This window comes from Lentimicrobium sp. S6, assembly GCF_013166635.1.
In the GTDB taxonomy this organism is placed as follows: domain Bacteria; phylum Bacteroidota; class Bacteroidia; order Bacteroidales; family UBA12170; genus UBA12170.
The window spans coordinates 1-446 of record NZ_JABKBZ010000287.1 but is presented as its reverse complement, the minus strand read 5'-3'; the positions used below and the strand labels follow the sequence as shown (position 1 = coordinate 446).

1 protein-coding gene is annotated in these 446 nt (G+C 32.5%); it reads left to right on the top strand.

Annotation, left to right across the window (positions count from 1 at the left end; translation table 11 throughout):
• Positions 1 to 157 precede the first annotated feature (157 nt).
• On the top strand, positions 158 to 446 hold a 289-nt coding region (locus HNS40_RS22765; RefSeq protein WP_172284991.1), incomplete at its 3' end, for a transposase.

Below are 446 nucleotides of genomic sequence, written 5' to 3'. Positions count from 1 at the left end.
TGTCGACTTCACGCGTCTATATCAGATAACCAAACTTTCATCATATTTTGTAATACGAGCAAAATCAAATTTAAAATTTAGTCGAATATATTCGAACAAAGCAGATAAGGGCAATGGAGTAAAAATAGACCAAATAGGTTGACTTACTGGATACTATATTTCCAAAAACTACCCTGAAAAAATAAGACGAATTAAATACTATGATTCTGATACTACACGAACATTCATCTACCTAACCAATAATATGGATACTACAGCAAAACAGGTCGCTTTGTTGTATAAAAACCGATGGCAAGTTGAGTTGTTTTTCAAATGGATTAAACAACATTTAAAAGTTAAATCATTTTGGGGTACCACAGAAAATGCTGTTCGTATCCAGATTTACACGGCAATAATAACATATTGTTTAGTTGCAATTGCAGGTGAAGAGCTAAAATTGGAGCGTT